The sequence below is a fragment of the Agrobacterium sp. rho-8.1 genome, assembly GCF_033957725.1.
GTDB lineage: Bacteria > Pseudomonadota > Alphaproteobacteria > Rhizobiales > Rhizobiaceae > Agrobacterium.
The window spans coordinates 690,286-714,905 of sequence record NZ_CP192788.1; the positions used below are offsets into that span (position 1 = coordinate 690,286).

Below are 24,620 nucleotides of genomic sequence, written 5' to 3' on the forward strand. Positions count from 1 at the left end.
CAATTCAATCTTGTAGTGATGAAATTAACCTGCGCTTCATGAAATTTCGGGTCCTCGCAAATGGCAGAAAAACATTTGTCTTTTTTCGGTACTGTCTCCCAACAAAACCTGACCCGGCGCACTTTACTGGCTGGGGCGGCGGGGCTTTCTGCTGCAGCTTTGCTACCGTCTCACGGACGTGCCAACCTCGTCATGCCGGAGGTTCTGCCTCTGGCGACGGAAGACTATGCCAATGCACGCCAGCAGTTTCAAACACATCTGCTGAAGAAGATCGCCGCGCCCGAGAAGTCCACGCCGTTGGGTACCCCGCCGGGTGCGACCCGCGTGACCTATCCGGGTGGACCGCACGGATCCATTGAATTGGTGGCGTGGCTTTCGCAGTATGAGCCGAGCACCAAGCTGAAGCCTGCGGTCCTGTTCCTCCACGGTGGCAACGCCACAGGCGACGGGCACTGGGCGCTGATGAAGCCCTATTGGGAAGCGGGCTTTGTGGTGTTGCTCCCGTCTTTCCGTGGTGAAAACGGCCAACAGGGAAATTATTCCGGCTTTTACGACGAAACATCCGATGCACTGGCTGCGGCCTCCTACCTCGAAAACCTGCCGGGGATCGATCAGGATCGCCTGTTTCTCGCAGGTCATTCCAATGGCGGCACGCTGTCGCTGCTGGCATCGATGACGCGCAAATTCCGCGCGTCCGTGCCGATTTCGGCTGGCGTCAATTCGTGGCGGTATTTCAACCGTTACGCCGACGAGATCTGTTTTGATGGCAGCGACGAGCAGGAGTTCGTCATGCGCTCTTCTGTGTGTTTCGGACCGAGCCTCAAATGCCCGACCTTGTTGCTGCGCGGCACGGAGGAGCGTCCGTTCGATGCTGACCACAAGCTGCTGATGGAGCGGGCGCGGTTTGCGGGTATGAAGATCGACAATATGCTGTTGCCCGGAAACCATAATGGCGTCGTGCCAGGTGCGGTGGTGGAAAGCATTCGTTTCTTCAATCAGTTCGCCTGATACGCTTCATAATTGGATTTGGCTCCAGCTTCGCGCCAGCCGGGCAGGGCATTGTCGCTAAAACGATGCCTCCTCTTGAAGCGGTTCCATGACAGTACCCTTGAAAACCTGCCGTCGCCTTGTGTCCTTTGCGGTGCTCGCGCTGATGCCGCTGTTGAGCGGCTGCCTGTTTGTGACGGATACCAGCCGCATGAATCCGGATGTGTTCGTGCAGGAAACGGCCCCGGTCTTCAATTACAACAATGTCGGCTCCATTCCGCGTCCTCCGCTGCCGCCCACGCCCGGCTCGATCAACAGCCGTCCGCCTGATCTGTTCCGTTCGCAGTTCCAGCAGCTGTATGGGCCGCCATCCACGGCCAGGCCTACGGGCTCCGGCCTGTCGCCCGCTTACGGCGACCAGACACGCAGTTATGGCCTGCCGGTGTCCAACCCACTGCATCGCGTCATCTACAGTCAGATCAGCGACGAAGGTCACACGTTGCCGGCCATTCCCTATTCGCGCGTCGATTCTCGCTTTCTGCGTCAGGATGTGAACTATCAGACGGCGGAAGCGCCGGGTACGATCGTGGTCGATACCAAACAGCATTTCCTCTATCTCGTTCAGCCCGGCGGCAAGGCGGTTCGCTATGGCGTCGGTCTGGGGCGTGATGGTTATGCTTGGGCCGGTCGTGGCAAGATACAGTGGAAGGCCAAATGGCCACGCTGGACGCCGCCGGACGAGATGGTGCAGCGACAACCGGAGTTGGCGTCGATCTCGGCGGCCAATGGCGGTATGATTCCCGGTCTCAACAATCCGCTCGGTGCCCGGGCGCTTTATATTTTCAAGGACGGCAAGGACACGCTTTATCGCGTCCATGGCACGCCGGACTGGCAGTCTGTGGGCAAGGCGACATCATCCGGTTGTGTGCGCATGCTCAATCAGGACGTCATCGATCTCTACGACCGCGTCCCGCAGGGCGCGCCGATTGTGGTTATCTGATCACGCAAGCCAAGAATGCTTTCCTAAATGGGCCATGTTGCCTTCGGGAAACTGGTCTTTAGGGATGTATTAACTACTATGCTCATACCTGATTAATCGTGGAACAAACGATGTACAGCGAGATTGTAGGATGGTTCCGCAGCCCCGCGCAACATCCGCCCCAGTCGCTTCGATGTGAGAAAAAAACGGCCTTATGATGAGCACCGACACAGATCTTTCCAGACGTACCTTCCTTTCCCTCCTTGGCCTTTCCTCTGCATCGCTTCTGGCGGGCTGCGCCTCTTCCGGCGTCCGCCCCTATAGCAGCGTGGAGCCGGGCAGCCTTGCAGGCAATATCGCAGGCGATTTCCGCTCGATGTTTGCAGGTGGCATTTCCGATGCCGAGCTTGCCGTGATGTACGGGACGGTGGAAGATGGCGGCTACGTCATCCCCGCCATTCCCTATCAGAAAATCGACCGTCGTTATTACCGTCAGCGCGTGGTTGATCCCACCGGCGAGCCCGCAGGCACCGTTGTCGTCGATACGCGCTCGCGCTTCCTCTACGTCGTCGAGCCCGGTGGTTCCGCCATGCGCTATGGCGTCGGCATCGGCCGCGAAGGTTTCGCATGGTCGGGCGAAGGTGTCATCCAGTGGCGTCAGAAGTGGCCGAAGTGGACTCCGCCGGATGAAATGGTTGCCCGCCAGCCGGAACTGACCAAGTTCTCCTCCAAGAACGGCGGTATGCCACCTGGCTTGAAAAATCCGCTTGGTGCCCGCGCTCTCTATATCTTCCAGAACGGGAAAGACACGCTCTACCGTCTGCACGGGTCGCCGGAGTGGAGCTCCATCGGCAAGGCCGTGTCATCCGGCTGCGTACGCCTGATGAACCAGGATGTGATCGACCTTTACGACCGCGTGCCGAACAAGGCGCGGGTTGTGGTTTGGCAATAAGCCGATCCCAGGGCGTGAAATACGGAGCCGCAGACAGCATGATGTCTGCGGCTTTCTCTTTTTTGTCATAGATTCAATTTTTGATTGATTTTTTCTGTCTTTAGACGGTAACCCTTTCGCTGTTGCAGCTTGAGGGTTCAGAGATTGGTCAATATCCCGAAAATTTCCGGTGGTGTCACTGCGGGATCCGGTCAAGTGCAGCCGATCATAAAGGTGGTCGACCGCAAGATCATTTGGGTCGCCTATGTGATGGCGATCATGGGCGGCGGGGGAATTCTGGGACTCCATCGATTTTACCTTGGTTATACGCGATCTGCCGTGTTGCAGCTGTTACTTGGGATCTGTGCTTTTCTGCTTCCAGCGGTACTGAACCTGTTCGATTTAACCTACTTCATGGGGATGATCGCTGCGGGATGGGTACTGGTCGATCTCTTTCTCATTCCTCTGATGGTTCGTGCTGCCAACAGGAGAGGGAATGCTTGAACGCGCGGTGATTGGCGGCCTGCCGATCGCTCTTGCTTTTTTACTCTTTCACCAAATTCTCTTTCAACGCGTTCAATCGATCACGCAACTGCCCCAATTCATCGAGCGTACACCCCGTGGCCTCTCCAATCGAGCGCATGACATCCGTCGCCTTCTTCTTCAACTCCGCCCCTTCGCCCGTCAGCGCGATCATTACCTGACGCTCGTCCACCGTGCCGCGTTTGCGGGTAATCAGCCCTGCCTGTTCCAGCCTTTTGAGAAGGGGGGAGAGGGTACCGGAATCCAGGCCGAGCATTTCCCCCAGCGTTTTGACGGTGGCAGTTTCTTTTTCCCACAGCGCCATCATGACGAGATATTGCGGATAGGTGAGGCCCAGCGGCTCGAGCAGGGGTTTATAAGCACGGTTGAACGCATGTGACGCGCCATACAGCGCAAAACATATTTGCAGGTCCAGCCTCAGAAGGCTTTCCATCGTTCCGTCGTCCATGTGTGGGCTCCAAATATGCGGCTGGAGAGGGAACAATTTATCCCGTCACTCGGTTCCTGCCACATGCAAAAGGCAACGCAATCTTCCAAATTGTTATGTCAGAGATCGAAAAATATCTCAATGTGCAAAATTATATTGCGCGCAATTTTATTGTGAGCTATATGACCGTCAACATCAACCGAAGGAAGTGAATGACATGGCTATTCTCTATACGACACAGGCATCCGCAACGGGCGGCCGTGCAGGCAACGCCAAGTCCGAGGACGGCGTTCTCGACGTCACTCTGACAGTTCCAAAGGAACTCGGCGGCGACGGCGCAACCGGCACAAACCCTGAACAGCTGTTTGCCGCCGGCTACTCTGCCTGCTTCCTCGGCGCGTTGAAGAACGTTGCTGGCAAGGAAAAGGTCAAGATTCCGGAAGATACCAAGGTCACCGCTACCGTTGGCATCGGCCCGCGCGACGATGGCACAGGCTTTGGCATCGAAGTTTCGCTGAAGGTCAATATCCCCGGTCTCGATAAGGACGTCGCTGACGACCTGATCAAGAAGGCGCATATCGTTTGCCCTTACTCGCATGCGATGCGGACCTCCACTGAAGTGCCTGTTTCTGCCGCATAATCTCGTCCCCACGATGTGCGACATGGCAAGGGCTGGCTTCATCGCCAGCCCTTGTTGCTTTCAGAAAGAAATTTGCTATATTCTTTCCAAAGAAAGGATATGAGGATGAATATCCAGATCAAACCATCCGTCGACACGGCTGAGCAGGGTCGGGTCGTGACGAAGGCTGTGGTCTCTGCCGCAGACCGGCTGGGCCTGAACGCGGCCCGCGTGGCCGATGTTCTCGGGGTTTCAGCCCCGACGGTTTCGCGTATGAAACGGCTCGACTTCATCCTGGAACCCGGCAGCAAAGCGTTTGAACTGGCGGTTCTCTTGATCCGTGTCTTTCGTTCACTCGACGCGATTGCGGGCGGAGACGAGATGGTGGCGCGCACGTGGTTGCGAAACTACAATGAGGTTCTCGCCGCGAGACCTGCTGAAAAACTCACAACCATCACTGGATTGCTCGATGTCCTTGCCTATTTGGACGCCAGACGCGCTCCAATCTGAAAAGCGCGATATATCAGGCCATTGGTGGCGGCTCGTGGAGGCGCAGCATCAGGTCTCCACGATGAAGCTCGTCGATACCGTGGATGAGCAGTCGCTGCTGGAAGATATTCTGGAAGACAGCAAACGCCGCTTTCCACCCGAGTGCGCGGGCCTCGATTACCTGCTGGCGACACCCTTTCGCTACGATGCCGCTTATCCCTACGGTTCACGTTTTCGTCGGGCAGGATGGACCAAGGGCGTCTATTACGCGTCGGCCAGAGTGGAAACGGCGCTGGCCGAAATGGCGTTCTACCGCCTGCTGTTCTATGCCGAATCGCCTGCCACGCCACTGCCCGCAAACGCGGCCGAATACACCGCCTTTTCGGCCGAGATCGCTACGCCCTCTGCCATCGATTTGACGAAGCCGCATCTGTCGCACGACAAGGCTATGTGGACGGACCCAATGGATTACGGGCCATGCCAGGCGTTGAGCGACACGGCGCGGGCGGCCAATGTCGATGCGATCCTCTACCAATCCGTGCGCGACCCGGAGGCAGGGCTGAATATCGCGCTTCTCGCACCATGGGCATTCAAAAAGAAGCAGCCATCGGACCGCGTCAGCTGGCGGATACGCTTGGCAAAAACCGGCATACAGGCGCTATGCGAATTCCCGATGCGGCGTATCGGTTTTGCCGTGGAGGATTTTTCCGGAGATCCGCGGATCGCAAAAATGTTGAGCGCCTAACCCAGGCTGACCAAATCCTGCCGTAGACGCTCTGCATCACCGCTTTTGATCTGCGCTTCGACCTCCGCATGGGTTTGCGTCCAGATCGGCAGGGCAGAGGCCAGCAGTGCCAGGCCCCGATCTGTCAGTCTTAACCGCTTGCCACGCTTATCTTTAGGGTCACTGTCGATAGAGAGCAGGCCGCGTTTTTCCAGAGGCTTCAACGCCGCGGTCAGGGTTGTGCGGTCCATGGCCAGCAGGCTGGCTACCGGCCCCATGGGTGGCGGCTCGGGACGGTTCAACGACATCAGCAGTGAGAATTGCCCATTCGTCAGCCCGACCGGCTTCAAAGCCGTGTCGAAACGGCGTGCCAGGGCGCGGGCGGCGCGCTGCGCGTGCAGACAAAGGCAGGTGTCACGCACCAGAAGTGTTGTCGAAAAGGGAATCATCATATTTGACATGAGTAATATATGTTGATATCAACATAAACAGTCAAGTAAAATCCGCGTAAGATGAGGCTGCCGGTCAGACCGAAGCCCTGTCGCGTCCATCGACCATAGCTGACAGATCGAAGGAGGATGAGATCATGCCGCATGCTGTCGTTTCCAGGGAGGAATGGCTGGAGGCCCGAAAGGCGCTTCTGGTTCAGGAGAAGGAACTGACCCGCGCCCGTGACAGGTTGAACGAGGCGCGTCGCGCACTGCCGTGGGAGCCGGTGACGCAGGACTACATTTTCGAGACGCCATCTGGCCCTAAATCGCTGGGTGAGCTGTTCGGCACTTGCAGCCAGCTCATCGTCTACCACTTCATGCTGGCGCCGGATTGGGAAGAGGGCTGCGTCGGCTGCTCCTTCTTCGCCGACCACGTCGATGGCGCAATGGCGCATTTGAAAGCGGGCGATGCCGCCTTCGTCGCCGTGTCCCGCGCGCCGCTGGAAAACATCGAGGCTTACAAGGTCCGTATGGGCTGGAAATTCCCTTGGGTCTCATCGCAGGCCAGTGATTTCAACTATGATTATCAGGCCTCGTTCCGCGATGCAGACGTCGCCTCAGGCACCATCACCTATAACTACACCGCTATGCCCGCCATGGGCGATCTGAAGGACCTGCACGGCACCAGTGTTTTTGTCAAAGGCGAGGATGGCAGGACTTACCACACCTATTCCACCTACGCCCGAGGTGCGGAACAGACGCTGACGACACTGATGCTGCTCGACCTCGTACCCAAGGGGCGCAATGAGGAGGGCACCATGAACTGGGTGCGTCGTCACGACCAATATGAGGATGCGCCAAAAGTCGCCAGCTGCTGCCACTAAATTGCGAGGGAGGAGAGACCGATGGAAAGCGCAAGGCCGCAGAAGGAACATGCGTTTCTGGAGCGCATGGTAGGCGACTGGGAAATGGTGTCCAGCACGGGGTATGATGGTTACGATCCTGATGATCCCGAGCAGCGTTTTACCGAGACCGTCCGCTCGGTCGGCGGGCTGTGGATCGTCAGCGATGGCAAGGGGAAGATGCCGGATGGTTCGCCCATGGCAGCCATCATCACCCTCGGCTTCGACCCCATCAAGGGCCATTATGTCGGCTCATGGATCGGTTCGATGATGACGACATTCTGGGTTTACAAGGGTTGGCTGGAGGCCGATGGCAAGACGCTGGTCTTGGAAGCGCAAGGGCCGAAGTTCGACGGGAGCGGTGAGATCGCCACCTATCATGATGTCGTAACATTGCACGACGATAACAACCGCACCTTTTCCGGCAGCGTTTTGCAGCCGGACGGAAGCTTCAAGCAATTCATGTCTTCAAAATTCCGCCGCACGCAATTGAGGGAGAAAAGCGATGTCTGATACCCATGGAAAATTCATCTGGTCCGAATTGATGACGTCGGACAAGTATAGCGCGGGCCAATTCTACAGTCACGTCGTCGGTTGGGACCTCAAGGATTTCGGCGCGCCGGAGATGGGCTACAAGGTTTTCGAGGCCGATGGGTTAGGCGTCGGCGGCATGATGGAACTAACGGACCAGCACAAAGGCGAGGGCATTCCGCCGAACTGGACGCGCTATGTCGCTGTCGATGATGTGGATGCCACGGCAAAACTGTTCGAGGAAAAAGGCGGCAAGATCATGCGTCCGCCGCAGGACATCCCGGAAGTCGGTCGTTTCGCCGTGGTGACGGACCCATCGGGCGCGGTCCTGTGTATCATGACCCCGTTACCGATGGAGAGTGGCGGCTTTCCCGAAGACACCCACACATTGAGAGGCCATGTCGGCTGGAACGAGCTTTTCACCGATGACGTCGATACCGCCATGGTATTCTACGGCGATGTCTTCGGCTGGACCAAGGACCACGACATGGACATGGGCGACATGGGTCCGTACCGTATCTTCGCTCACAACGGCAAAGCTATCGGCGGCATCATGAAACGCCCGCCACAGGTTCCCGTTTGCCACTGGGCCTACTACTTCAATGTCGATGGCATCGAAGCCGCCATCACCCGCGTCAGCGCCGGTGGCGGAAAGGTTGTCCACGGCCCGATGGAAGTTCCGGGCGGCAGCTGGATCGTCAATTGCCAGGACCCGGATGGAGCCTATTTCTCGCTGGTTTCTTCGCAGAAATAGCAGGTCAGCTTCCCCTCGGTAACCGCACATGATCAATAAAGGCCCGCAGCTTCGGTGCGAGATTACGGCGGCTGGGGTAGTAGAGATAGAAGCCTGCAAAGCCGGGGCAGTAGTCTTCCAGCATGGGCAGCAACTGTCCGCGCTCGATATAAGGGCGGAATGTTTCTTCCATGCCAAAGGTGATGCCAGCACCGGCGCAGGCAAGCTTGATCATCAGTTGCATGTCGTTGGTGGTGATATCAGGTTGAACGGCGACCGCAAATTCACGTCCGTTCTCCATGAACTCCCAACGATAAGGGGCAATGCCGGGGCGGGGGCGCCAGCCGATACACCGATGATCGATCAACTCCAAGGGGTGCGATGGCAGGCCGTGGCGGTCTCGATATGCCGGCGCGCAAACGGGAAGCTGCCTTTGTTCGGCGGAGACGGGCACGGCGATCATATCCTGTTCGATCAATTCACCCAGACGCACGCCTGCGTCATAGTGCTCCGCAACGATATCGAACTCCTCGTCCGTGACGGTGATATCCAACTGGACCTCGGGGTAGGCCTCGGTAAAACGTGCGATCAACGGACCGGAGAGGAGGCGCTCGGCGATGGAGGACACCGCCAACCGCAATTGCCCGCGCACGGTTGTCGAAAGTGACGATGCCGCAAGCGTTGCCTGCGCCAGATTGGCAATGGACGGTGATACGTCGGCGTAAAGCTGCTGCCCCGCTTCGGTCAGGCTGACGCTGCGGGTGGTGCGGCGCAGCAGTGCTATACCCATGCTCTCTTCAAGTTTGCGGATCGTCTGGCTGACGGCAGAGCGCGTGACGCCGAGGCGGTCGGCGGTAGCACGGAAATTGCGCTCTTCTGCCACCATGCAGAAAATCGAGAGAGCGTTGAGATCGATGTTCATTGGTTAGGATTTCTATCCATTGAAGTGAAAAAGGAGGCAGTTTTCACGACAATGTCAAAGCTCTATCTCTGTTGCAACGGCGCCGCGGATAAAATTCGACGGGTCGTAACATCAAGGAGATCTAGTCATGGCATTGAATAAAGTCGTTCTCATCACCGGTGCATCCAGCGGTATCGGCGAAGGCATCGCACGTGAACTTGCAGCGGCGGGCGCAAAACTCGTCATCGGCGCTCGCCGCACGGACCGTCTGAAGGCCTTGGCCGATGAGCTTCGTCAGACAGGCGCAGACGTCATCGCGCATCCGCTCGACGTAACGAACAGGGAAAGCGTCGCAGCCTTTGCAGAGGCCGGCCGCACAGCGTTCGGCCAGATCGACGTCATCGTCAACAATGCGGGTATCATGCCGCTGTCGCTGATGTCATCGCTCAAGGTTGACCAATGGGACCGTATGATCGACGTCAACATCAAGGGTGTGTTGTACGGCGTCGCCGCCGTGTTGCCGGAGATGAGCCGCCGTAAATCCGGCCAGATCATCAATATCGCCTCGATCGGAGCGCTTGCAGTATCGCCCACGGCTGCCGTCTACTGCGCAACGAAGTTCGCGGTGCGTGCGATTTCGGACGGGTTGCGTCAGGAAAACAAGGACATCCGCGTGACCTGCATCCACCCCGGTGTGGTCGAAAGCGAGCTGGCTGGAACGATCACCGATAGCGCCGCTGCAGAGCTGATGAAAGGCTATCGCTCGGTCGCGCTAAAACCCGATGCCATCGGTCGCGCCGTCCGCTTCGCCATCGAGCAACCTGCCGATGTCGACATCAACGAAATCGTTGTTCGCCCAACGGCAAACCATGGAGGCTGAATTGGAAGCACTCTTAGCGACCTCACTTGTCATCGCCGCCGCGATGACCGTCAGTACCGAAACCGATCTACGAAAGGCGCCTTTTGCCATGACCGTCAGCGATACCGCGCAAACTCAAAACCATCCTTATCTCGGTATGTGGGTAACCGGCGACGGTCGCATTCGCCAGGAACTCTTGCCCAATGGGCGCTACGATGAAGCCCGGGGGGCACGCCAAAGCGCCTATCAGGGACGTTACGCAGTGAAGGACAACCACATCGATTACTGGGACGACACCGGCTTTACAGCCGATGGCGAGTTCAGGGACGACGTGCTCTATCACGGAGGAATGGTGTTTTACCGGGAGACGTGAGGAAAACGTCAATGCTCCCTCGTCATCCCGGAGTTGGATGAGGGATGACGGGAAGAAGGATACACCCTACCGGCGCAAACTCCCCAGGATGCCCCGTACCAAGGCACGTCCTACCGAACTTGCCACAGTGCGCGCCGCACTCTTCATCGCAGCCTCGATCACCGTTTCGCGCTGGTAGCCGCTCGTCTTGCGTGTGCCACCGGTGGTGGAGGCCGGTTTCGGTTCTTCGTCACCAAAGCCAGGCAGCTTCCAACGGCTGGACGCGGTCTCGGATGGCTGGCTTGCCTGTTCTTCGGCTGCCCGTTTGGCCGCTTCGGCATCGGCAGCCTTCTGGGCGCGGGCGGCCAGCAGTTCGAAGGCCGATTCGCGATCGAGGTCCGTGTCGTAAAGTCCAGCGACCGGGCTGGTGCTCATGATGCTGCGTCGTTCGTCATCGGTAACGGGACCAACGCGGCCCGAGGGCGGGCGAACCAGGGTGCGTTCCACGATGGAGGGCGCGCCCTTGTCGCCGAGTGTCGAAACCAGTGCTTCGCCGGTGCCGAGCGTGGTGATGGCATCTGCCGTGCTGAAGGCCGGGTTTTGACGGAAGGTGTCGGCGGCGGTCTTGACCGCCTTCTGCTCACGCGGCGTATAGGCGCGCAGCGCATGCTGCACGCGGTTGCCAAGCTGCGCCAGAACGGTTTCCGGCACGTCCAGCGGGTTCTGCGTCACGAAATAAACGCCCACGCCCTTGGAGCGAATGAGGCGAACGACCTGCTCGACGCGCTCGACCAGCACGCGCGGCGCATCGTTGAACAGCAGATGCGCCTCGTCGAAGAAGAAGACGAGTTTCGGCTTGGCGGGATCGCCGATTTCCGGCAACTCCTCGAACAGTTCCGACAGCATCCACAGCAGGAATGTGCCGTAAAGGCGTGGGTTCATCATCAATTTGTCGGCGGCCAGAACGGAGATCGTGCCGCGTCCGTCAGGCGTGATCCGCATGATATCAGAAATCTTCAGCGCCGGTTCACCGAAGAAATGTTCAGCCCCCTGCTGCTCCAGCACCAGAAGGCCGCGCTGTAGCGAGCCGACAGAGGATTTGGAAATCAGGCCGAACTGGTTGGAAAGCTCCGATGCATGTTCGCCCATATAATTGAGCAACGCCTGCAAGTCCTTGAGATCCAGAAGCGGTAATCCGCCCTGATCGGCAATCTTGAAGGCGATGTTGAGTACGCCTTCCTGCGCTTCCGACGCATCCATCAGGCGCGCCAGCAAAAGCGGGCCCATTTCAGCGATGGTGGCGCGAACGCGGTGGCCCTTTTCGCCGTAGAGGTCCCAGAAGATGACAGGAAACTGTTCGAAGGACAGGTCGGTGAAGCCGATCTGCTCGGCGCGCTTCGTGACCCAGTCCTTGGCTTCGCCCTTGGCTGCTATGCCGGACAGGTCTCCCTTCACGTCGGCGCAGAAAACGGGCACGCCTGCCTTGGCAAAGCCTTCGGCCAACACCTGAAGCGACACGGTCTTGCCGGTGCCGGTGGCGCCTGTGATGAGGCCGTGGCGGTTGCCGAATTTCAGATCGAGATACTCGCCCTTGTTCAGGCTGTCGTCGGCGTTGCGGCTTGTGCCGATATAGAGCTTTCCGTCCTGCAACATCACGCCAGTTCCTCCGGGTCAAACGGGCATGCGATGCCCTTTGTCTAATATTTGCAATAGTCTTATAGGAACTGGCTGCGCGCTCAACAACTGTTTGATAAGGTTGTTGAAGCAGGCCCGCCAAACTTGGTCGCGCCGCGATTTCCCACCTTGTGTCCAAACTTCAGTTGTTTTACGTTGACGTTAACGTCATTTATTCGTTTTCAGGAGGAAAACTATGAGCGAAATCGTTACCCAGATTGCCGACAAGGTTGGTATCGAACACGACAAGGCCGAAAAGGCGCTGGGCATGATGCTGGGCTTTCTTCAGCGCGAAGCCGATGATGCGCCTGTTGCCAAGATGATCGAAGCCATTCCTGGCGCGCCTGATCTGGTTGCCCGCTTCAACGGCGAAGGCCAGGGCGGCGGGGGTCTGCTCGGCGGTCTGATGAGCGCCATCGGCGGCGGCGGCATCATGGGTCTCGGCCAGCAACTGATGAGCCAGGGCCTCGGCATGAGCGAAATCTCCGCCTTGGCCAAGGAAACCATCGCTATCGCCCGTCAGCACGCAGGCGACGAGACCGTAGATCAGGTCATCGCATCCGTTCCGGGTCTGAGCCAGTTCGCCTGATTACACTTGAGGGCGCGGTGTGTGTTCGTTGAACGCTTTCCGCGCCTTTTCTATATCCGCATGGTGGGTCTCGGCCCAGATCCACACGCCGCAAAAGGCGCTACCGAGACTGTTTCCCAGTGCCGTCAGGCAGTAATCCACATGCGGTGGTATGACGGGATGGACGACACGCTTCACCAGCCCGTCGCATTCCATCTGGCGTAAGGTTTTCGTCAGCATCTTCTGGCTGATACCGCCGACATGATGGCCGATCTGCGTGAAGCGCAGCGTGCCCTTTTCTTCCAGAAGTTCCAGAATGAGCATCGTCCACTTGTCCGCAACCTTGGCGATGATGTCGCGCACCAGCGCCTCGATAACCGGGTCGGTCTCTTCCGGTGGCGGGTACTTGCGTTGTTCTTCGATGGTGCTATCGGCCAGATGCCTTTTCATCCAGACACTCTCCGTTCGGTCAGTATAAATCTTTCGGGTGCCTACTACCCTTTGGGAGACATCCTACTTACGTTTTGGCTCAGCAACAAGGAAGGGTCCTCCCATGAACGTCACAGGCAACACCATTCTCATAACAGGCGGCGGTTCGGGCATTGGTCGTGCGCTGGCGGAAGCGTTTCACGCGCTGGGCAATCAGGTCATCATCTCCGGTCGCCGTGCGGAGCTATTGCAGGAGGTCGCCACGGCCAATCCGGGCATGGCCTGGGCCACGATGGATGCGGCGGATGCGCAGGGTATTCGTGCGTTTGCCGATAAGCTCATTGGCGACCACCCCGATCTCAACGCCGTCATCAACAATGCCGGCATCATGAAGAACGAGGATATCAAGGCGGCACCCGACTATCTCGACATCGCCGAAGAAACGATCACCACCAACCTTCTGGCACCTATCCGCCTTACGGCCGCTCTGCTCCCGCATTTTCTCACGAAGCCGAAGGCGACAGTGCTGACGGTCTCATCCGGCCTCGCCTTTGTGCCGATGGTGGCGACACCCACCTACAGCGCCACGAAATTCGCCATCCACGGCTACTCGATGGCGATCCGCGAACAGCTCAAGGGCACTTCGGTCGATGTCATTGAAATCATCCCGCCTTACGTTCAGACGACGTTGCAGGGCGATCATCAGGCAACCGACGAGCGCGCCATGCCGCTCGACGCCTATATTGCCGAGGTGATGGACATCATGACCAACCAGCCGGACGCGGCCGAAATCGTCGTCGAACGCTGCAAGCCACTGAGGTTCGCGGCGCAAAACGGCAATTTCGATCAGGTGTTCGGCATGGTGAACGGGATGCACGCCTGAGCGCTTTGCAAAAGCCGCACGCCTCACAGGCGTGCGGTGCTACGCCGTCAGGCCCAGCCATGCCCGCCACGCCTTGCCGTTTTCCGTCGTCCAATCGATCACGCACCCGCTCATGGCAGCCAGCTCGTATGTCTCAACCGTCTCCCGGTCCTTGTATCCCGCATTGAACCTGTCGAAGGCCGCCCTGCCGCTTTCTTCGTTTGCGAAGATGTCGAGGATGTATATTTCGAAGCCTATGAAGTTGAGCCGACTTTGCTGTTCGAGGTGATCGAGGAGGTTTTGCCCGAAAAGCCATGCGGGCTCGTCGGCCCCGTCATGGAAGCTCATGAAGAGTTCTTCGCCGGTGGACTCCATATCAATAGCGACGATATCGCCGCCGCCATTGGTCGTGATCGGAAACCCGCGCTCCATCATATTGGCAAAAACGGTGTAATGCGCCTTGCCGCCTTCGTCCTGCGCTTCGGCAGCTGCTTCCCTGAAGCTTGCAATCCAGTCCTGTCGCGCCGCCCAGAGGCCCGCGATCTCATCGAGGTCTATCCGCAGACCGCCGCTGTTGATCAGCGGCTCGTTCTTTTCATCTGAAAATGGCTTGGGCGGCACGAGCGCGTATTTGAGGTCGATGGGTCCATCAGTATCCGACATATGTCCCGGCAAAAGCCAGTGCGTGTCGATCCCGCTGCTGCACTCCTTGAAGAAATGCCGCAACGTCTTGGGCAGCGGCCGGCCGATCTGCTGTTCCACGCGAACGATACGACTTTCTTCAGCGGGAGGCTTTATCTTGAAACGCGGTGGCTTGTAGAAGCGCCAGTCGCCTGTGAAGTTCAACTTCAGGGACGCAAGTTGGCACAGGCGGGTCTGTTCGACGATCCTGTCCCACTGCGAAGGCATAGTCTGAGCCCTTGCCGCACTTGTGCCCGAAAATCCAAGCGCCGACATCCCAGCCATAAAGCCGCGTCGTCCAATAAAACCTGGCATCACCTTACCCGAGTTGAAATCCAGAGTTGAGGAGCTTATCGACGCCTCTCTATCGCTGCAAGTCCACCTTCCAAAAGAAAAGCCCGGCTTTTGGCCGGGCTCCTTGAGTGGTGATCTCTATGATCAATCATCCCATTCCGGTGCCAGATGCCCCGGGTTGACGATCCGGCCATCTTTTTTCGCCAGCGCGAAAATCGCCTGCATTTCGTCGCTGGACAGCTCGAAATCGAAGATGTCGTAATTTTCCTTCAACCGGCTTTCTGTCGCCGTCTTGGAAAGTGCGATGATATCCGGCTGCTGGACGGCCCAGCGCAACGCCACCTGCGCGGCGGTCTTGCCGTGTTTTGCGCCGATGTCTTTCAACACTGCGTCACCCGGCACCTTGCCATCCGCCATCAGATAATAGGCTGTGACGGAAAGACCGTGTTTGCGGGCGGCTTCGATGACCTTCGTCTGGTCGAGATAGGGGTGGTATTCGATCTGGTTGTTGGCGATGGGCGCGTCGGAAAGCGTCACGGCTTCTTCTGTCAGCGCCACGTTGAAGTTGGAAATTCCGATATTGCGGACCTTCCCGGCTTTGTGCACCTCGTTCAACGCGCCGATACGCTCTGCCAGTGGCACATCGCTCTTTGGCCAGTGCAGCAATAGAAGATCGACATAGTCGGTCTTCAGCTTTTTCAAGCTTTCATCGACGGATTTGACGAAATCGTCGTGTTTGTACTGATCGACCCAGACCTTGGTGGTGAGAAAAATGTCGCCGCGCGCAATACCGGAATTGGCGATGACCTCGCCCACGGATGCTTCATTCTTGTAGATCTGCGCCGTATCGACATGGCGGAAGCCGAGTTTGAGAGCTTGCGGAAGGATGCGGTTGATATCGTCGTCCGGCATGCGAAATGTACCGAAGCCGAGAGCCGGAATGTTCGCACCATTGGCGTTCACTGTGTGCATGGTTTTTCTCCGTTGTGGGAGTGGGCCCGCAGGGATGCGGACAGGAATGTCATGGGGATAAGTGTGTTGGCTGCAGATTTGTTCAAGGCGCAACCGCAACATTCCTCAAACGACAGTCGATTCCACGGCCTCAAGCGCGGGGCGCAAAGACGATCATCTAACCGACGAAAAATGCGGGCCCCGAGGCCCGCATCGTTGTTTCCATTAAATGTTTGCCGGTCAAACCAGCTGTGCTGTTCTCAACTCGTCAAACGCGGCGAGGTGATGATGCGTTTGAACAGAGCCGCCATGGCGTCGCTGATGCCTTCCGTCGGGCTGACTTCGAAATAGAGACCAGGCGTTGCGCAGTCCTGCATTCTGGTGCTGATCTGCGACTGGAAGGGGCTGATCCAGTCGTTGTACCAAGTGTCCTCCGGCAGGGGCAGATAGGTGGTGTAGAGCACCGCGATCCTGTAACCTTTTTCTTTCAAAGCCGTGCAAAACCTGACGTCGATAGGCTCTTGGCAGCGCCCATTATTGACCTTCTTGGTGCAACTGGCGGGCTTGTTGCTGTCACCCACACCGTCGGATACGAAGAACACGACCTTGTCCGGCGAAGCAGAGCTTGTGCCGTTGCCGACGGTTCCCATACTGTTGCCAAGTTCGGTCAATGTCTTGTCGAAGTCTGTCAACTGACTTTCGGCGTTCTTCTTGGAAAGGGCTGACATCAGGTCAATGGTCGCAGCCTTCTTCTTGGCATTTGCCAGATTGCTTGTCAGCGGCACGACTTCAGTCAGCTTGGCGTCCTGTGCCTTTTCACCGAATGTATAGACCGCCATGCGATATTGATCGCTTGTCTTGCGCAGCGACGTCGCCGTGTCCATCAGCGCGGCGGTGGCCTGTGCCACCACATTGATGCGGGTGGTCACGCCGAGTTTCCTGGCGAGGTGGTAATAGCTGTTCTGGTCATCGACACCATCTGCGCTGACCACGTGACAGGCAAAGGCGCATTTGTCCTTGGTGTTGTCCATCATCGTCTTCACGTCTGCCGGTGTCGCGCCAACGCCCATGGAGGGCGTGTTATCCAGCAGCAGATAGAAATCGCTATAGGTTTCGGTCTCGTACTTTGCCGTCGCCTTGCCGGAAACGGTCACGAAGTCCTTGCCGAGGATGCGGGTCAGCGATGTCTGAACGGTGGCTTTGAAGCTCACAGCCGCCTGGACGCTGTTGCCGACCTTCTCGACATAGACTTCGACGGATTCCACGTCGAAATCATCACGACCGACGGCATCGCTTCTGAAAAAGCTGAGAGCATCGGCATTGGCGATTTCGATTCTGCCGTTGCCTGCCATTTTGCGGGCTGCCTCGACTTCCTTCGATGCTTTGGCCACGGACGCCAGCGCCGCGGCGTCGGCCGCGTTCTGCAGGTCTGCCTTTACCGCCATCGCCTGGTTGATATCGAGCGCAACACCCGCCGTCCCGAAAATCGGAACCACCATGAGTGCCGTCAAAATGCCGAAATTACCCGATTTTTCTCGCCAAAAATGTCGCACGTCTTACCCCAGCAATAGAATTGCCTTAAAATATACAGGGGCAAGATTGAAATCTGGTTTCGACAGATAACTAATATCAGGTGAAGTTATTCCGTCAATCTCTTGGAAACGATAGGATATACGCCGTCGTTCATGTCGTGCTGGAACGCGCGAAGGATGACCTGCAGGCATCCATTTCTAGCGTTTGACAGCCACAACGAACAACCTTGGAAAACGCAGCAGACGCTGTCCGTCTGCCATCGGCGGATAGGCGGCGTCGATACGGGTCAGATAGTCGGCCAGAAAGGCCGTACGATGTTCCTCGCCCGCCGCGTTCAGGTACGGGCGAAGACCTGTGCCCTTGACCCACTCGACAATCGCTTCAGCGTTTTTCATGGGGTGGTTGTAGATGCTGTGCCAAACATCCAAGCGGGCCGATTTCGGGGAAAGTCGGTCGAAATAGGTGGGCGGTGACGGCAGAATCTGGCGGCGCAGTTTGCTGCCTTCGAATGCGCTTTTCCACGGTCCGGCAGCGCCAGTCTCTTCCATCGCCAGATGCGTCGGTTCGTCCAGATTGTCCGGCATCTGCACGGCCAGCACCCCACCCGGCTTGAGGTGATCCATCAGCGCTTCCAGGATGTCGATATGGTTGGGTAACCACTGAAAAACCGCGTTGGCATAGAAAAGATCAGCCTTTTGTTTCGGTAGCCACGTGGCCAGATCAGCCTGCTGGAACTGGGTGTTGGGCAGCCGTAAGCGCGCCTTTTCCAGCATGTCGGTATCGCTGTCGATGCCGGTGATGACGTTGACGCCATAGCGCTCCGCCAGAAGCTCGGTGGAATTACCGGGTCCGCAACCCAGATCGTAACCCGCCGTCAAACGCTCCAGCGGCACCTGCGCCAGCAGATCGCGGGCAGGGCGGGTTCGTTCGTCTTCGAATTTCAGATATTGCTGCGCGGACCAGACCATATCGCACTCCTTTGTCAGGGGCGAATATCGCATGACGACCAGCCGCCATCCAGACGGTCAACCATCAAAAAACGTGATGCATCCATCGACGCCGTTGGCGCATCGCGCAATAAAATCCTTGGAAATGGCTGGTTTTTCGTAACTTTCCATCAAAACCGGGAATGGACGGATTTTGGTCTTGACGTCAAAGGCGCGGCAGCATTCATTCCGGCGATTGCATAAGGAGAATGTCATGTCCGTTGATACAGCACCCCGCTCCCCCACCTGGACCTATGTCGATGGTCAGTGGCTTCCCGGCAACCCTCCGCTCATCGGGCCAACATCGCACGCCATGTGGCTGGCATCCACGGTGTTCGATGGTGCGCGCTGGTTCAACGGGCTCGCGCCGGATTTGGATCAGCACTGCCAGCGCGTCAATCGCTCGGCCGTCAGCATGGGCATGAAACCCACCATGACCCCGGAAGAGATCGAAAAGCTCGCACTGGAAGGCGTGACGAAATTCGATGGCAAAGTCGCGATCTACATCAAGCCGATGTACTGGGCCGAACACGGCATGCCCGGCAGCATCGTGGCACCGGACGCCGCCTCCACCCGCTTTGCGCTGTGCCTGTTCGAAGCGCCGATGGATGCGGGCACCCCCGTCACACTCACCGTTTCGTCCCTTCGCCGCCCGTCGCCGGAAACGGCCATGACCGATGCCAAGGCCGGTAGCCTTTATCCCAACAGCGGACGCGCCATTCTGGAAGCCCGTTCGCGCGGCTTTGGTGGTGCGCTGATGCTGGATATGAACGGCAATGTCGCTGAAACATCATCGGCCAATGTCTTCATGGTCAAGGATGGCGTCGTCTTTACGCCCGTCCCCAACCGCACGTTCCTCGCCGGCATCACCCGATCCCGCGTCATGGGCCTTCTGCGCCAGGCCGGTTTCGACGTGCGCGAAGCCACGCTGTCGGTGCAGGATTTCCGCGAGGCCGACGAGATTTTTTGCTCGGGCAACTATTCCAAGGTTTCTCCAGTCACCAAGCTGGATGACCGGGAATTGCAGGCCGGTCCCGTCGCACGCAAGGCGCTGGACCTGTATATGGAATGGTCGGCCTCTGCGAACGTTGAGGCGGAGTAAGGAAGCCAAGCCGCAGACGTTGCGTTTGCGGCTTAACCTTTTAACCTTGCACCAACACGCCCCGTGCCGCATCCACCACCGCTTGCGTCAACGGCTTGAGCCTGTCGGCCGCAAGCCGGTTCACCTGCCAAAACAGCGGGATATCCAACGGCGTTCCCGCCACCAGTTCCACCAGATCCCCCGATGCCAGGTGGTCCCGCACCAAGAGGTCGGGGTTCATGCCCCAACCCATGCCCAACACGGCCGCATCCACAAAACTTTGCGTGGAGGGAAGCCAGTGGGTGGGGTGCACGACGGGTGCACCGAACACTTTTGAGGCCCAGACATGCTGCAGCCTGTCCTTCTGGTTGAAGGTGAGGGCAGGCGCTTGCGACAGTCGCGCTTCGGTTACACCACCAGCAAAATAGCGGGTCATGAACGGCTGGCTGGCCGTGGCACGGTATCGCAACGACCCGAGTGGTGTGACGCGGCATCCCTGCACCGGCTTGTCCAGACTGGTAACGGCTGCCAGAACCCGTCCACGCTGGAGCCATTCCGCCGTATGGTCCTGATCGTCAACGGCAATGTTCAGCAGATAATCCCGGTCGGTGGCAAAGCTCGATATGGCCTTCAGAAACCACGTGCCGAGGCTGTCTGCATTGGTGGCGACGTGAAGCGTGACCCTCTGCCCCGGCTCGTCTGGCGCAATGAGGGCAGGTAACTGCCCGAACAGTTCGGTTTCGAGCATGCCCACATGCTCCATGTGTCGGCAGACCCACTCTCCCTTTTCGGTTGCGGTACATGGATTGCCACGCAGGATCAGCACTACACCCAGCCGTTCTTCCAGCTGTTTGACCCGTTGAGAGATCGCGGAGGGCGTCACATGCAGGGCAAGAGCCGCCTTTTCGAAGCTGCCGGTCTGGACAACAAGAGAAACAGCGCGAAGTGCCGCGTAATCAAGCATGAAGTTAGCCCACCTTAATCGACGTAAGAATCATTAACTGGATTAAACCATGAAGGCATCTTATTCAAAGCCTGAAACAAGGGCAGGTTTATGGATTTTTCGACATATGTGACGGGCTTGACGATGGGGCTGACGCTGATCGTTGCCATCGGCGCGCAGAACGCTTTCGTCCTGCGGCAGGGGCTGCGGGGCGAACATGTGGCTGCCGTCGTGCTGACCTGCGCCATATCCGATGCGGTTCTGATCACCGTCGGCGTGACGGCCTTCCGCCAGATCGCTGCCATCCTGCCCGCGCTGGAACCGGCCATGCGCTACGCCGGTGCGGCCTTTCTGTTCTGGTACGGTGCAAAAAGCCTGAAATCGGCGCTTGGCCCTGCCAATGCTCTTGTCGCGGCATCCGGCACGGCCGCCTCGCTCGGATCGATACTTGCCACCTGCCTTGCGCTGACATGGCTCAATCCGCATGTCTATCTGGACACGGTCGTCCTGCTCGGCACCATATCCACGCAGTTTCCTGGCTCGGAAACATCGTTTTGGGCCGGTGCGGTCACCGCGTCCTTCCTGTTCTTCTTTTGCCTGGGTTACGGCGCGCGCTGGCTGCGTCCGGTCTTTGCCAATCCCAAGGCGTGGCGTGTGCTGGAAGGCGCCATCGCGCTGACCATGTGGCTTATCGCCATCAAGCTGTTGACGGACGCATGAGGCGTTGATTTCGATTTGAAATGGTGCGCGCAGCGTGCACAGTATCTGCGACAATATTCAGGACATAGACATGCATTCCCAGCCCAAACCAGCCGTTATCATTCGCCCGTGCGCAGAGGGCGATATCGCCGCCATTACCGAAATCTACCGCCACGCGGTGCTGCACGGGACGGCCAGCTTCGAAATCGAGCCGCCCTCCGTCGAGACCATGATCGAACGTATGCGCACATTGATGGCGGGCGGTTTCCCCTATGTGGTGGCGGAGGTGGAAGGCGCCGTTGCGGGCTACGCCTATGCCGGCCCCCACCGCGCACGGCCTGCCTATGGCGCAACCGTCGAGGATTCCATCTATGTCGATCCCGAGCGCAAGGGCCTCGGCATCGGCAAGACGCTGTTGTTGACACTGATCGAGGAGGCGACGGCGCGCGGGTTTCGCCAGATGGTCGCGGTGGTGGGAGACGCCGACAATGCTGCTTCCATTGGCGTTCACCGCACCGCCGGTTTCGAGATGGTTGGTGCCCTGAAGTCTGTCGGCTGGAAGCATGGGCGCTGGCTGGATATCGTTTTGATGCAACGCCCGTTGGGTGAGGCGGAGACGACGCCGCGTTTTTGACCGGATGCGGTCAGGGCGTGGTAGAGCCGGGGAGTTCGATCTTGACCGTATCGGATGACAATTCGCTGCCGAGTTCAACCGTCTTGGTCTTCTTGTCGTAAACGCAGATATGGCTGACGGTCGTCTTCGTGCCCCTGGCTTTCCCGGTCATGATGGCGAGGCCGTAATGTTCGCTGCCCGTGGGATCAACCAGGGCCTTCGCGTCGTCGATCGTGTCCTTCGCTGCGGCAAGGCACTTGGCCTGAACGTCGGCTGCAAATTCCTGCCAGGCATCGCCCGAGGATGCGGCGGCGGGCAGGGCCGTGAGGCAGGCGAAAGAGGCGGCGAGCAACTGTCGTCTCATGGCAATATTCCTGATCTATGATCGCCGAAGCGAACGGATTTTTCTGAATTGGTACGCCAACCTTGGGCTGAAAAGTGTTTTTCGCGGGGCATGAGAGGAATTTTCTCTTTTGCCGGAACATTTTGATATTTCACAGGTTGCCTCCGATGACGTCCGCTCTTATGGTCCGCGCACCAGGTTTCTAGGAGCGGTCACGCCGCTGCAACAAGGAGTAACACCATGGCCTTCGAACTTCCCGCACTGCCTTACGATTACGATGCGCTGGCGCCTTACATGTCGCGCGAAACGCTCGAGTTTCACCACGACAAGCACCATAAGGCCTATGTCGACAACGGCAACAAGCTCGCTGCCGAAGCTGGTCTTTCGGACCTTTCGCTGGAAGACGTGGTCAAGAAGTCCTTCGGCACCCATGCTGGCCTCTTCAACAATGCTGCACAGCATTACAACCACGTCCATTTCTGGAAGTGGATGAAAAAAGACGGCGGCGGGAACAAGCTGCCGGGCAAGCTGGAGCAGGCATTTGCGTCTGACCTCGGCGGCTACGACAAGTTCAAGGCCGACTTCATTGCCGCTGGCACCACGCAGTTCGGCTCCGGCTGGGCATGGCTGTCGGTCAAGGACGGCAAGCTTGAGATTTCCAAGACACCGAACGGCGAAAATCCGCTGGTTCACGGTGCAGACCCGATTCTCGGCGTCGACGTGTGGGAACACTCCTACTACATCGACTACCGCAACCTGCGTCCGAAGTACCTCGAAGCCTTCGTCGATAATCTCATCAACTGGGATTACGTTCTGGAGCGCTACGAAGCCGCTTCCAAGTAAGCGTCACGGTCTGAAGAATAAGGACACACCCGGCCATGCGCCGGGTGTTTTCGTTCTGTCATATGGGTGTCATTCGCCCGGCCTATGCGGTCATCATGACAGACATATCCGCACCCCTTTTCTCCTTCGGCATCGTCGCCGATCCGCAATATGCCGACGTTGCGCCGCGCCCGGACATGTATCGCTACTATGCGCAAAGCCCAGGCAAGCTGGCCGAAGCGATCGACGTATTCAACGCCCATGACCTCGCTTTTGTCGTCACTCTGGGCGATATCATCGACCATGGCTGGGAAAACTTCGACGCGATCTTAAGCTGTTATGACAGGCTCAGGCATCGCTCGATTCTTCTGCCCGGAAATCATGATTTCGCAGTGGCGCCCGAGCATCTGACCACAATCCATCGACGGCTCGGGATGCCGTCTCCCTGGTACGATTTCGCCATCGACAAATTCCGTTTCGTGGTGCTGGATGGCAATGATGTCAGCCTGTTTGCCCCACCGGCCGGCGATCCTCGTCGCGATCTGGCCGAGAAGAGACTGGCCGCTTTGCAAGAGGCCGGTGCCATCAACGCCCACGGATGGAACGCGTCTTTCAGCGACGGGCAACTGGCGTGGCTTGCAAAAACCCTGGATGCCACCGATGCGGCGGGCGAACGGGCCATCCTGTTTTGCCACTATCCGCTCCATCCGCAGAATTCCCATAACATGTGGGATGCCCCGGAAATCCTGGACCTGCTGATAGCGCACCCGAGCGCGAAAGCCTGGTTTTGCGGCCACAATCACAAGGGCAATTATGCCATGCTGGGTCACACGCATTTCCTCACCTTCAAGGGAATGGTGGATACGCAAAGCCAAAACACCTTCGCCATTGCCAATCTCTATCAGGATCGCATCGATATCAAAGGGTTCGGTCGGGAAGAAAGCCGCATCCTGTCATTGTGAGCGCGAGGGCTGGTCGGTCTGCCAACCCGCCATCCACAATCGCCGCAGCCTTTCGCCGTCGCCCTGAAAGCGCTCCCCTGTGGTCTCGAAGGTCAGGATTCGGTCGCCACGGAAGTTGCGGATCGCCTGGCGCAGCTCGCACCAGGCCACGATGTTTGCCGCTTCGGAATAATAGATCAACGCGATGGGCCGTATGACACGCGTTGTCGTCATGCCGCTTTCATCGCGGTAGCTCAGCTTCAACTTTTCCTCGTCACGCACCGCGCGGCGTACCAGTCCCAGATCGACTGCCGTGGACATTGCGGAAAAACCCCAGGCATGCAGCGCCGTGGTGGAGAGTATGCGGGCGAGAGGTTGCGGCAGCGAGGCGGCAATTTTGCCGCTGACGCGCTTGGCCGCCTGCGCCAGTTCCCGGTCGCCCGTCCGCTCCACCATCGCCAGTGCCAGAACGATGGCTTCGGTTTCTTCAATCGAAAACATCAACGGCGGCATATCGAAGCCGGGTCGAAGGATATACCCGATCCCGCGTTCACCCTCTATCGGCACCCGCATGCCTTGAAGCACGACGATATCGCGGTAAACAGAGCGAACCGTCACCTCCAGTTGCACGGCAATCTGCTGCGCCGTGACGGGCTTTCTCGCCTGTCGCAGGATCTGGATAATCTCGAAAAGGCGAGATGCCTTACGCATGTTTTTCTTTCGGGACGATGGACGCTACTGACAGAACGTTGTCAGTAGCCGTTATCTATAAGTGCGAAAACACCGCTGAAA

At 58.1% G+C, this 24,620-nt stretch carries 31 protein-coding genes; 19 read left to right on the forward strand and 12 right to left on the reverse strand.

Annotated elements, in window-relative coordinates; translation table 11 throughout:
* The first annotated feature begins 60 nt into the window (after positions 1 to 60).
* From RMR21_RS03370 to RMR21_RS03385, 4 genes are all read left to right on the forward strand, one after another.
* Positions 61 to 1,008, forward strand: a complete 948-nt coding sequence (locus tag RMR21_RS03370; protein WP_498669307.1) for an alpha/beta hydrolase family protein — start codon at positions 61 to 63, stop codon at positions 1,006 to 1,008.
* An 88-nt stretch (positions 1,009 to 1,096) separates the two neighbouring features.
* Complete coding sequence (locus RMR21_RS03375; RefSeq protein ID WP_498669308.1) at positions 1,097 to 1,987, forward strand: L,D-transpeptidase; 891 nt, start codon at positions 1,097 to 1,099, stop codon at positions 1,985 to 1,987.
* 193 nt (positions 1,988 to 2,180) lie between these two features.
* On the forward strand, positions 2,181 to 2,918 hold the full coding sequence (locus RMR21_RS03380) for a L,D-transpeptidase (protein WP_498669309.1): 738 nt from the start codon (positions 2,181 to 2,183) through the stop codon (positions 2,916 to 2,918).
* A 144-nt stretch (positions 2,919 to 3,062) separates the two neighbouring features.
* On the forward strand, positions 3,063 to 3,401 hold the full coding sequence (locus tag RMR21_RS03385) for an NINE protein (RefSeq protein ID WP_498669310.1): 339 nt from the start codon (positions 3,063 to 3,065) through the stop codon (positions 3,399 to 3,401).
* Positions 3,402 to 3,441: 40 nt separating this feature from the next.
* On the opposite strand, the gene RMR21_RS03390 is transcribed toward RMR21_RS03385, so the two are convergent.
* Positions 3,442 to 3,888: a MarR family winged helix-turn-helix transcriptional regulator gene (locus RMR21_RS03390; protein WP_498669311.1), complete on the reverse strand. Its 447-nt coding sequence runs from the start codon at positions 3,886 to 3,888 to the stop codon at positions 3,442 to 3,444.
* A gap of 196 nt (positions 3,889 to 4,084) precedes the next feature.
* Between RMR21_RS03390 and RMR21_RS03395 the strand changes: the two genes are divergently transcribed.
* The 3 genes from RMR21_RS03395 to RMR21_RS03405 all read left to right on the forward strand — a co-directional run bounded on the left by RMR21_RS03395 (position 4,085) and on the right by RMR21_RS03405 (position 5,720).
* Positions 4,085 to 4,507, forward strand: a complete 423-nt coding sequence (locus RMR21_RS03395) for an organic hydroperoxide resistance protein (protein ID WP_498669312.1) — start codon at positions 4,085 to 4,087, stop codon at positions 4,505 to 4,507.
* A 105-nt stretch (positions 4,508 to 4,612) separates the two neighbouring features.
* A complete protein-coding gene (locus RMR21_RS03400; RefSeq protein WP_498669313.1) occupies positions 4,613 to 4,996 on the forward strand; it encodes an antitoxin Xre-like helix-turn-helix domain-containing protein in 384 nt (127 codons plus the stop codon).
* Entirely contained in the window at positions 4,956 to 5,720 is a 765-nt protein-coding gene (locus RMR21_RS03405; RefSeq protein ID WP_498669314.1) for an RES family NAD+ phosphorylase, read from the forward strand. The genes RMR21_RS03400 and RMR21_RS03405 overlap by 41 nt, the downstream gene beginning before the upstream one ends.
* Here the strand turns inward: RMR21_RS03405 and RMR21_RS03410 are convergent.
* The gene (locus RMR21_RS03410; protein WP_498669315.1) at positions 5,717 to 6,160 is read right to left on the reverse strand and encodes a MarR family winged helix-turn-helix transcriptional regulator; all 444 of its coding nucleotides are present in this window, start codon (positions 6,158 to 6,160) and stop codon (positions 5,717 to 5,719) included. The two genes, RMR21_RS03405 and RMR21_RS03410, sit on opposite strands and share 4 nt — an antisense overlap.
* Positions 6,161 to 6,285: 125 nt before the next feature.
* Between RMR21_RS03410 and RMR21_RS03415 the strand changes: the two genes are divergently transcribed.
* From RMR21_RS03415 to RMR21_RS03425, 3 genes are read left to right on the forward strand one after another with little or no spacing between them, the layout of a single operon-like run.
* On the forward strand, positions 6,286 to 7,014 hold the full coding sequence (locus tag RMR21_RS03415; RefSeq protein ID WP_498669316.1) for a DUF899 domain-containing protein: 729 nt from the start codon (positions 6,286 to 6,288) through the stop codon (positions 7,012 to 7,014).
* Between the two features lie 21 nt (positions 7,015 to 7,035).
* The gene (locus tag RMR21_RS03420) at positions 7,036 to 7,545 is read left to right on the forward strand and encodes a DUF1579 domain-containing protein (protein ID WP_498669317.1); all 510 of its coding nucleotides are present in this window, start codon (positions 7,036 to 7,038) and stop codon (positions 7,543 to 7,545) included.
* Entirely contained in the window at positions 7,538 to 8,317 is a 780-nt protein-coding gene (locus RMR21_RS03425) for a VOC family protein (RefSeq protein ID WP_498669318.1), read from the forward strand. Before RMR21_RS03420 ends, RMR21_RS03425 begins: the two co-directional genes overlap by 8 nt.
* Positions 8,318 to 8,321: 4 nt before the next feature.
* On the opposite strand, the gene RMR21_RS03430 is transcribed toward RMR21_RS03425, so the two are convergent.
* On the reverse strand, positions 8,322 to 9,218 hold the full coding sequence (locus tag RMR21_RS03430) for a LysR family transcriptional regulator (protein WP_498669319.1): 897 nt from the start codon (positions 9,216 to 9,218) through the stop codon (positions 8,322 to 8,324).
* A gap of 127 nt (positions 9,219 to 9,345) precedes the next feature.
* On the opposite strand from RMR21_RS03430, the gene RMR21_RS03435 reads away from it, so the two are divergent.
* Positions 9,346 to 10,077 carry an SDR family oxidoreductase gene (locus RMR21_RS03435; protein ID WP_498669320.1) on the forward strand — a complete coding sequence of 244 codons (732 nt, stop codon included), beginning with the start codon at positions 9,346 to 9,348 and terminating at the stop codon, positions 10,075 to 10,077.
* A gap of 43 nt (positions 10,078 to 10,120) precedes the next feature.
* Positions 10,121 to 10,429: an Atu4866 domain-containing protein gene (locus tag RMR21_RS03440; protein ID WP_498670234.1), complete on the forward strand. Its 309-nt coding sequence runs from the start codon at positions 10,121 to 10,123 to the stop codon at positions 10,427 to 10,429.
* 66 nt (positions 10,430 to 10,495) lie between these two features.
* On the opposite strand, the gene RMR21_RS03445 is transcribed toward RMR21_RS03440, so the two are convergent.
* Positions 10,496 to 12,061, reverse strand: coding sequence for a helicase HerA-like C-terminal domain-containing protein (locus RMR21_RS03445; RefSeq protein WP_498670235.1), 1,566 nt, complete (start codon positions 12,059 to 12,061; stop codon positions 10,496 to 10,498).
* 217 nt (positions 12,062 to 12,278) lie between these two features.
* Here RMR21_RS03445 and RMR21_RS03450 point away from each other — a divergent pair, with 217 nt between their 5' ends.
* Positions 12,279 to 12,671 carry a hypothetical protein gene (locus RMR21_RS03450; RefSeq protein WP_498669321.1) on the forward strand — a complete coding sequence of 131 codons (393 nt, stop codon included), beginning with the start codon at positions 12,279 to 12,281 and terminating at the stop codon, positions 12,669 to 12,671.
* On the opposite strand, the gene RMR21_RS03455 is transcribed toward RMR21_RS03450, so the two are convergent.
* Complete coding sequence (locus RMR21_RS03455) at positions 12,672 to 13,100, reverse strand: winged helix-turn-helix transcriptional regulator (protein ID WP_498669322.1); 429 nt, start codon at positions 13,098 to 13,100, stop codon at positions 12,672 to 12,674.
* Between the two features lie 103 nt (positions 13,101 to 13,203).
* On the opposite strand from RMR21_RS03455, the gene RMR21_RS03460 reads away from it, so the two are divergent.
* Positions 13,204 to 13,962, forward strand: a complete 759-nt coding sequence (locus tag RMR21_RS03460; RefSeq protein WP_498669323.1) for an SDR family oxidoreductase — start codon at positions 13,204 to 13,206, stop codon at positions 13,960 to 13,962.
* A 39-nt stretch (positions 13,963 to 14,001) separates the two neighbouring features.
* On the opposite strand, the gene RMR21_RS03465 is transcribed toward RMR21_RS03460, so the two are convergent.
* The 4 genes from RMR21_RS03465 to tam all read right to left on the reverse strand — a co-directional run bounded on the left by RMR21_RS03465 (position 14,002) and on the right by tam (position 18,368).
* Positions 14,002 to 14,850 carry an SMI1/KNR4 family protein gene (locus tag RMR21_RS03465; protein WP_498669325.1) on the reverse strand — a complete coding sequence of 283 codons (849 nt, stop codon included), beginning with the start codon at positions 14,848 to 14,850 and terminating at the stop codon, positions 14,002 to 14,004.
* A 210-nt stretch (positions 14,851 to 15,060) separates the two neighbouring features.
* Positions 15,061 to 15,888, reverse strand: a complete 828-nt coding sequence (locus tag RMR21_RS03470; protein WP_498669326.1) for an aldo/keto reductase — start codon at positions 15,886 to 15,888, stop codon at positions 15,061 to 15,063.
* 239 nt (positions 15,889 to 16,127) lie between these two features.
* Positions 16,128 to 17,366 (reverse strand): pilus assembly protein TadG-related protein, encoded by a 1,239-nt coding sequence (locus RMR21_RS03475; RefSeq protein ID WP_498670236.1) that lies wholly within the window; start codon positions 17,364 to 17,366, stop codon positions 16,128 to 16,130.
* Between the two features lie 231 nt (positions 17,367 to 17,597).
* On the reverse strand, positions 17,598 to 18,368 hold the full coding sequence (tam, locus tag RMR21_RS03480) for a trans-aconitate 2-methyltransferase (protein WP_498669327.1): 771 nt from the start codon (positions 18,366 to 18,368) through the stop codon (positions 17,598 to 17,600).
* A 232-nt stretch (positions 18,369 to 18,600) separates the two neighbouring features.
* On the opposite strand from tam, the gene RMR21_RS03485 reads away from it, so the two are divergent.
* The gene (locus RMR21_RS03485; protein ID WP_498669328.1) at positions 18,601 to 19,488 is read left to right on the forward strand and encodes a branched-chain amino acid aminotransferase; all 888 of its coding nucleotides are present in this window, start codon (positions 18,601 to 18,603) and stop codon (positions 19,486 to 19,488) included.
* A gap of 40 nt (positions 19,489 to 19,528) precedes the next feature.
* On the opposite strand, the gene RMR21_RS03490 is transcribed toward RMR21_RS03485, so the two are convergent.
* Complete coding sequence (locus RMR21_RS03490) at positions 19,529 to 20,431, reverse strand: LysR family transcriptional regulator ArgP (protein ID WP_498669329.1); 903 nt, start codon at positions 20,429 to 20,431, stop codon at positions 19,529 to 19,531.
* A gap of 90 nt (positions 20,432 to 20,521) precedes the next feature.
* Here RMR21_RS03490 and RMR21_RS03495 point away from each other — a divergent pair, with 90 nt between their 5' ends.
* Together RMR21_RS03495 and RMR21_RS03500 are read left to right on the forward strand one after the other, a co-directional pair.
* Positions 20,522 to 21,130, forward strand: coding sequence for a LysE/ArgO family amino acid transporter (locus RMR21_RS03495; RefSeq protein ID WP_498669330.1), 609 nt, complete (start codon positions 20,522 to 20,524; stop codon positions 21,128 to 21,130).
* A 70-nt stretch (positions 21,131 to 21,200) separates the two neighbouring features.
* On the forward strand, positions 21,201 to 21,743 hold the full coding sequence (locus RMR21_RS03500; protein WP_498669331.1) for a GNAT family N-acetyltransferase: 543 nt from the start codon (positions 21,201 to 21,203) through the stop codon (positions 21,741 to 21,743).
* A gap of 10 nt (positions 21,744 to 21,753) precedes the next feature.
* Here RMR21_RS03500 and RMR21_RS03505 read toward each other — a convergent pair whose 3' ends face one another.
* Complete coding sequence (locus tag RMR21_RS03505; protein WP_498669332.1) at positions 21,754 to 22,086, reverse strand: hypothetical protein; 333 nt, start codon at positions 22,084 to 22,086, stop codon at positions 21,754 to 21,756.
* Positions 22,087 to 22,305: 219 nt separating this feature from the next.
* Between RMR21_RS03505 and RMR21_RS03510 the strand changes: the two genes are divergently transcribed.
* Positions 22,306 to 22,908, forward strand: coding sequence for a superoxide dismutase (locus tag RMR21_RS03510; protein ID WP_498669333.1), 603 nt, complete (start codon positions 22,306 to 22,308; stop codon positions 22,906 to 22,908).
* A gap of 95 nt (positions 22,909 to 23,003) precedes the next feature.
* Positions 23,004 to 23,849 carry a metallophosphoesterase gene (locus tag RMR21_RS03515; protein ID WP_498670237.1) on the forward strand — a complete coding sequence of 282 codons (846 nt, stop codon included), beginning with the start codon at positions 23,004 to 23,006 and terminating at the stop codon, positions 23,847 to 23,849.
* On the opposite strand, the gene RMR21_RS03520 is transcribed toward RMR21_RS03515, so the two are convergent.
* Complete coding sequence (locus tag RMR21_RS03520) at positions 23,841 to 24,539, reverse strand: helix-turn-helix transcriptional regulator (protein ID WP_498669334.1); 699 nt, start codon at positions 24,537 to 24,539, stop codon at positions 23,841 to 23,843. The genes RMR21_RS03515 and RMR21_RS03520 overlap by 9 nt on opposite strands.
* Positions 24,540 to 24,620 lie beyond the last annotated feature (81 nt).